Source organism: Xenorhabdus vietnamensis (genome assembly GCF_002127535.1).
GTDB lineage: Bacteria > Pseudomonadota > Gammaproteobacteria > Enterobacterales > Enterobacteriaceae > Xenorhabdus > Xenorhabdus vietnamensis.
Genome location: NZ_MUBJ01000006.1, coordinates 1 through 7832, shown reverse-complemented (window position 1 = coordinate 7832; position 7832 = coordinate 1). Strand labels below are relative to the sequence as shown.

3 protein-coding genes and 2 pseudogenes are annotated in these 7832 nt (G+C 46.3%); all 5 read left to right on the top strand.

What is annotated here, in order from left to right; all coding sequences use genetic code 11:
- Positions 1-648: pseudogene (gene tssI / locus Xvie_RS07165) on the top strand (type VI secretion system tip protein TssI/VgrG); the annotation flags it as partial.
- Positions 649-691: 43 nt separating this feature from the next.
- Positions 692-1147, top strand: coding sequence for a DcrB-related protein (locus Xvie_RS07160; protein WP_086108658.1), 456 nt, complete (start codon positions 692-694; stop codon positions 1145-1147).
- A gap of 14 nt (positions 1148-1161) precedes the next feature.
- Positions 1162-5769 (top strand): annotated as a pseudogene (locus Xvie_RS07155) (RHS repeat-associated core domain-containing protein).
- 9 nt (positions 5770-5778) lie between these two features.
- A complete protein-coding gene (locus Xvie_RS07150; RefSeq protein ID WP_086108657.1) occupies positions 5779-6576 on the top strand; it encodes a hypothetical protein in 798 nt (265 codons plus the stop codon).
- Positions 6577-6665: 89 nt separating this feature from the next.
- Positions 6666-6848 carry a hypothetical protein gene (locus Xvie_RS07145; protein WP_086108656.1) on the top strand — a complete coding sequence of 61 codons (183 nt, stop codon included), beginning with the start codon at positions 6666-6668 and terminating at the stop codon, positions 6846-6848.
- Positions 6849-7832 lie beyond the last annotated feature (984 nt).

Below are 7832 nucleotides of genomic sequence, written 5' to 3'. Positions count from 1 at the left end.
TGACCAGAGTTCGTGCTGGATACGGGTCACCCAACCGTGGGCGGGGCAAGGCTGGGGATGCTGGCGATCCCGCGTATCGGGCAGGAAGTGGTGGTGGATTTTCTGCATGGCGACCCGGACCAGCCGATCGTTACCGGGCGTACCTACCACGCCAGCAACATCCCGCCGGGCGGGCTGCCGGGCAGTAAAACCCAGATGGCGTTCCGCTCCAAAACCCACAAAGGCGAGGGCTACAACGAACTGCTGTTTGAGGATGCGAAAGGCAGCGAGCGGCTGGCTCTGCATGCACAGAAGGATATGCAGACTACGGTAAAAAATGACCAGAGTCTGGTCGTAGAAGTCGGTAACCGAAGCCTGCTCATCCAGACGGGGGATGAACATAAAACCGTCCAGCAAGGCAACCTGACCGAGAACATCTGCCAGAAACGCAGTACACAAGCCAATGTGGTGCAGGTGAAAGCAAACGCAGGTAAAGCCGGGGCGGGGACCCAATTGTACGAAGCCCAGGATGATATCACACTGAAAGTCGGCAGCGGCACCATTCAAATGACGAAAGCCAACATTAAAATTTCGTTTGGGGGCGCCAGTATTGAGCTGAATGACAGCGGGGTCACCGTATTAGGCGGCCAGGTTAACATCAACAAATAACGCATATTGATTTTTAAATTGCGGCAAGCAAGAAGGAACGTCCATGAACAATCAACTTGATCTCGCGCCTTTCCACTTCAATCAAGGTTCTATTATGCTGCCCGCCAGCTGGCAGGATACCAGTATTTTGGTGTTGAACAGCACCGATGAGAAAAATGGCACCAGTTTCGCCATCTCCCGTGACAATTTGCCGTGGGGGCTGGCATTCAGTCAGTTTGCCGAGCGGGAAATGACGGCGATTGGCAAGCAACTGAAAGATTATGAGGCAATAGCCCATGAGTCCGGGGAACTGAACGGCCTTGAAACCGAGACCTTTGAATTTCGCTGGCGTGCCCCAAGTGGTCCGGTACATCAATTAATGCTGCTGCTTAACACCCCCAATCAAGTGCTGATTTTCACCGGCACCTGTCAGGGGGAGATGACGGCGGCACAGCGGGAACAGATGCAGACCATGATGGCAACGTTCCGGTTGCGTGATGAGCCGAAGGATAATACCTGACAGGGAGGTGTGACATGAGTGTTTCACAGAATGTGATTATGGGCGCAGCAGCGGCAGGGCGACCCTCTCCATCACCTGCCACACACAATCATACATCGCCTTCAAAGGGAGGCAAGCCTGCGCCAGTACCGCCACGGACAGAAAAATCCACATCTGACCGGGCACTGGAATTTTTACAAAGTGATACCTTCTCCAATGCCACGCTGGCAACCAGTGCTACCTATGCGGTGGCAACGGGCGCGGCGGCCCCTTTTGCGGTGGGATTAGCCGCCGGCGCAGTCGGTGGAGCCGCGGGTATGTATGTCGGGGATAAAGTTGGCCACGCTATCGCCAAAGGCATGGGGATGAGCACCGTGGCAACCGAAGGTGAAAATCCGGCCAGAGAAGGCGATGCCATTGCCCATCAGAATAAAAATGCCGGGCTATGGGGGGCGCTGGGCGGGATTTTACTGGGTGCTGTCGCAGCAGTGGCGGTTGGTGCCCTGGTGGTGGCCACGGGAGGAGCGGCACTGGTTGTGGTTGCGGCTGCCGCTGCTGCCGGCGGGTTTGTCGGTGGCGCCTGTGCCGGAATTGGCGCCGCCATCGGGCAATATGGCAGCAATAAAGGCACCATTGCGAAAGGATCACCCAATGTGTTCTTTGAGGGTAAACCGGTCGCGCGGCAAGGCGATCCGGTGGTGTGCAGTGACCATCCTCCCGGAGTGGTCGCTGAAGGCGCAAAGACCGTGTTTGCCAACGGCAAGCCGATTGCCCGGTTGGGGCACCGCACCACCTGTGACGCCAATATCAACAGTGCCACGGGATCCATTTCCATTACCCAGGAAACGGGAGAAGCGCTCCCTATTTTGCAGGAAAGCAATAAAGCTTTGCAGTGGGCGGTGGTGATTGCCGGGTTATTACCCTTGCCACGCAATAAAAAAGGGGTCACCCAATCGGATAAGCCGAAAAAATCGACCCAGAAACAAAGTAAAAAACCGAACGAAAACGATAACTGTGGTGACCCGGTGGATATGGCCACAGGCGATTTCCTACAACAGTGGCCGATGCTTTCCCTGCCGGGCACCTTGCCGCTGTCATTAGTGCGTACCTATCGTTCAACCGAAAATTTTGCAGGATTGTTCGGTCCTAAGTGATCAGATGACTGGTCGCAACAGTTAAGGCGAGCGGGGGAGGTGACGTATTTCACCGATGCAGATGGGGTTGTCTACACCTTCCATACGCCGGATGAAAACGTGTTCTCGGTTAACCTGCATGCCGGGCATTATCTGCTGTTTGGCACGTTAACAGGCGGGTTGCACCTGTTTGATCGTCAGACACAATTAACGCTGAGTTTTGAACAGCCGGCAGGCGATAAACGGTTATTGTCTGCTATCCGTGACCGTCACAATAACCAAATCACCTTCCATTATGATGATCCCTTTGAGGAGCAACAATACCGGCTGTCACAGGTTATCCATTCCGATGGTTATCGTGTGTTACTGGATTACGACCAGAATCGGTTGGCTTCTATCGCGTACCTGACCGGAGAACTGCGCCAGACACTGGTTACCTGTCGGTATGACGCACAACATTATCTGTCAGAATGCCATTCGTTTCAGTTCAGTCACCTGTGGCACGAATACGATCCCCGTGGCTACATGACTCGTTGGCATGACACAGATTCGACGGATGTGTCGATGGGGTATGACAACCGGGGACGGGTGGTCTCGGTCAGTACCCCACAGGGCTACTGGCAGGATCGTTTTTTATATGATGATGTCAACAAAGTCACCACCTATCTGGATGCAGAAGGCGGACGTACCCGCTATTGGTACAACGAAAACGGCCAGATTACCCGCAAAGTTGACCCGCTGGGGCGGGAAACGGTGCTGGAATGGGATCTGAGCCATAAACTCTCAGAAACCGATCCCCTGGGCAGAAAAACACAGTTCGAATACACCCTCTACGGCGAACTGACCCAACTGACGCTGCCTTCCGGTGACGTGTTTGTCTACGACTATGATGAATACGGTCAACTGTTGCAGGCCAAACTGCCGGATGGTAAAAAATGGCTTTTTCACTACAGCGACCAGGGCGCACTGGATGCCGTGACCGACCCGCAGGGGCGATTGGAAGAGTACCGTTACAACCAGCATGGCGAAATCCTCAGACGGGTACTGCCGGATGGTACCCAGTGGCGTTATGAATATGAACAACATCGGCTTCATGGTGTTCTGGCCCCCAATGGTTACACCACCCGCTATGAACAGGATGGCTTGGGGCGGCTGAGGAGTGTGACGGATGCGCTGGGTCAGCAAACCCGTTATCAGCACTGCGCGTTTCATGCCAGCCCGGAAAACAGCGTCACGGAAATTGAATTGCCGGATGGGGTGAAACAGCATATCGACTATGACAATGAACACCGAATTACTGCGATCATGGACGGTGAGGGCAATAGCACCCGTTATACCTATGGTGCCTTTGACCTGCTGACTCAGATGACCCGCCCGGATGGGACAGTCCTGCATTTTGGTTATGACCGCCTAATTCGCCTGAACAGTGTGACGATGGCGACCGGTGAAACTTATCGCTATGAGCGGGATTTAGCCGGGCAAATTATCCGTGAAACCGATTTCACGGGACGCGCGATCGACTATACCTATGACCGGGCAGGGCGCCGCATCCTGACACGGTATCCCAACGGTCAGTTGATTCGTGTTTGTTATAATGCTAACGACCAGATTTTGCGGCAGGAATACTGGCAGGCCGGAAAATTAGAATATACCTTGCAGGCCGAGACTGCCTATACCTACGACCCCAAAAGCAGGATGACCCGGGCCGTCTCAGCGGATGCGGTAGTGGAATTTGATTATGACGATGTAGGGCATCTGATTGGTGAGCGTCTGAACGGGCGTGAAATCACGCATGAATGGGATGACCTTAATGATCTGCCTGTTGCAGAAACGCTGGGCGGGAATACACTGCATTTTGGTTATAACCGGATGGGCTGGTTAAACCGTTTCCAGTTTAACCAACATAGCCCGTTGTCTTTACAGCATGACCCATTGGGACAAGAAACGGTGCGGGAAAGCGCCCACGGCTTTATCCTGGCCAGCCGTTACACCGCGACAGGTTTACTGGCACATCAGTCGGCAGGACGGGTAACCCCCCTATTCCGAGAAACCCTGCAACAGAACGATCCCCACTTTCCACCACAAGCTACGGCAGTCAACCGTAGCTTGCAATATGACCGGGCATACAACCTCCGGGTGATTGATGATGGCCGCTGGGGACAAACCCGCTACCGTTACAATGCTAACGGTCAGATAACACAGACACTGTATCAGGGGGCACGCCCGTATGAAGAGCAGTTCAGTTATGATGCCAATGGAAATCTAAGCCAACACATTCCCGTGGATACCCAAGATGCAATCACCCAAATAACGCAGCGTCAGCAGGCGGGGCGAGTGGTGCAGCACGGCAATCTCCGCTACCGTTATGACACCAACGGGCGGCTTATCGAAAAAACTGAGCAGCGTGACGGCTTCCGCCCACAAGTGTGGCGTTACCGCTGGGATGTGCTGAATCAATTAACGCAATGTGAAACCCCGGACGGCTCGCGCTGGCATTATCAATACGATGCATTTGGACGACGAATTCGCAAGCTGAAAGTGCATGATGGTAAACTGGCGGCCGCTAATTTAAAATTGTGGCTGGATGGGAAACCAGATTTAACGGTAAAAACTGATGCCATCATAGGCCATGATTATTTGTGGAGCGGTAACCAGCTTATCGAAGAAACGCCGATTTATGCAGATGGTACGCCAGCAGACGAACAGCGCATCCGCTGGCTCTACGAACCGGGCACACTGACACCATCAGCACGTTTTGAGTGCGGCAAGCTACACTATATTGTCAGTGACCATCAGGGCACACCGCGTGAGATGTTGAACGAGGAAGGCGGGCTAGTCTGGGCACAGCGGCTGACCACATGGGGTAAGGCGGAACGCTCACAGGTCATTGCTTCCAATGATGCGGATTATCATGTTAACTGTAACCTACGGTTTATGGGACAGTACGAAGATCAGGAAAGTGGGTTATACCATAATCGTTTTCGGTATTACTCGCCGGAGACCGGGCAATATATCTCGCCTGACCCCATAGGGCTTGAAGGTGGCTTTAACCCTTACAGCTATGTGCATAATCCGGCAAACTTTATTGATCCGCTGGGTTTAGCACCTTGTCCTGTTAGAGAAGTCAACGGAGCTAAGATTTATGGTACGGGGCAAAAAGATAAAACACCTGGCCATGACCAATTTTCAGAAGTAATAGCTAATAAGCTTGCCATGAGTGGTAAATTTGAAAAGATTTATTTAAATAGATCTTATAGTTTTGCTAATGGAAAGGGAACTTCAGGAAGAAGACCTGATATTATGGCCGTTGATGTTAATGGTAAAGTTCATTCAATTGAACTAGCTTCAAAGACTGACATGGGTAAGAAATTACCAACACTAACTACGCGTAATGAAACAGCTATGGATAACTTACCTGCCAATAAGCAAGGTGAGATCTTAGTTTTTGAACATCCATATAAAGCTAAGGATATGAAATCAATGTTAGATGACTTAATATCAAGTATATAGGAAAAAGCTATGTATACAGGTATAGCGATATATAATTCAAATGAACTTTCTCCAATGATGGCCTATGAGTTAGGTAGTTTATTTTTTAGTATTTTTGATATTACAATAACCGGTGCAGGGTATTTAAAATATATAAAAAATAGCGATCATAAGGGAGATCATGACTTAGTAGAAATCTCCTTTATTGAGCTAAAAGAGAAAATTTTCACTCAAGAGGCAACTGCTTTCAGAATTTACTCTGAGCAAGAAAATCATACTCCGTGGTTATCTTCCTTTGGTTATATAACAAATGAATTTGGTGGTTTTTACCATATAGATATTCAGTTTCCTAATGCAAACGGAAATAATGATAAAATTATTTCATTTATTAAACTATTAGTTGAAAAAATGAATTTTTCTTATGGGATAACATATAATACTGATAAGATAACAAAAGCATTCTATTATGCAGGGGGAGATAATCTAGCAAGTATATATCCATATGAAAATCCATCTATTTTTAAAAGGGAAACACCAGGAAGATTTAATGGCAAGGAACGATACAATAATAGCATGCTAAGAATGGTCTATCCTTATAATATTATAAATAATTCTCACCTTGAAATTAAGATTGAGAATGTTAACTTAAAAAAATGGATACTAAGTGACAAAGAAAATGGCTCATTAGAAAAATTAAATGATGAACTTTGGTTATGGAAGGTAGAAGAAACCTATCTTGATAAAGTCAATAAAGTTTGTGGAGAAGCAGACATTTTAATAGCTTGGAAGGCTCTATCATCTAAGAAAATAGCAAAAAAATTACCTTGATTAAGAGCCGGAAGAATCTAATGCTCTTCCGGCTTATTTAGTCACGGTAGGAATAGCCATCACTGTATTCTGCCGCAGTTGAAAAAGCTTTGAATAAAATTGATTCAAATCAGCCTACTAATGTCATAGAAAAACAAGTTGCTGACATAAAAAATAAAGCGAAAAAAGCAATGATGAATGGTGTGCCGATTAGATCGAAAGATATTGCTAAGAATCCTGAGATAGGAAAACAAAGAGCTTTTGAATTGTGGGATAAAATTTTCAATAAATAAAGGTGATATATGACTGATATAAAAAAAATTTATCATTGAGCCAATAGTTTTTCTTTTATCCGAAAAATTATTTTCAGGAATTCTTAATAATCAATCTGGTTATTATTTAGAAATTCATGATCCTGAATTAGCACTGACTTTATCTTTTGATCAGTTATTGCCCGATGGGTATTTAATTTGGCCAGACCTAATTGAAAACTCTATAAGTAAATTTAGGTTAAGAAGTGAATTTCATGAAGCCGAATAATACTTAAATGATGTAAGTAAAGAATTTTCTGCTCACTATGATAAAATTTCACTAATCTATCGAAAGAAAAAATAAAAAAAGAGAATTCTGACTATGAAGATTTTTATTTTGATGTTTTAGATTAGGTATATTCTCAATTAAACATGTTATCTATTCAACGGTATGTATTAGGTGAACAAAAAGAATCAATCTTGGAAAAAATATTTGAGATATATAAAGAAGGCCTTTACCCATGCAGAATGACCAAGGATGAAAAAATGGTCGCTTTTAATCCATTAGTATTAAAAAATAGTTGATGCATAAAATTAATATTAACCTATTATAGATTTAGAACTGAATTTATATAAGCTACCACCGAACTAATAATTATGAAAAAGTGAGAAAGACCTCAAATTCAGAAAGATAAGTCTAAATAATAAGTTACTCGTAGAAGTGGAAAAAAATATGATACCAGAAGAAGTAAGTAGTTATATCAAATCTAAAGATTGGTATATCTTAAGAGAAGATAAAGCTAGTTGCGTTGATGCCATAAGCACTTTGGGTATAGATCTATCATCAGAGTTCTCATCTTTTTATCAGGAAATATATTGTGATCTAATCAGTCCCAAACCTATAGCGGATCTATTAGATATCGATGATATACGCAATTAACTTGAAGATGCGGGTTTTAAAATCTGGAAATTATCAGTCAGACGGGTAATGAGTTCACTGGCTTTTTCTGGCAACGTGACATGAAA

Excerpts from the sequence above, each read along its gene's own strand:
- Xvie_RS07160 (WP_086108658.1), top strand. The coding sequence starts at position 692 with ATGAACAATCAACTTGATCTCGCGCCTTTCCACTTCAATCAAGGTTCT.
- Xvie_RS07150 (WP_086108657.1), top strand. The coding sequence starts at position 5,779 with ATGTATACAGGTATAGCGATATATAATTCAAATGAACTTTCTCCAATG.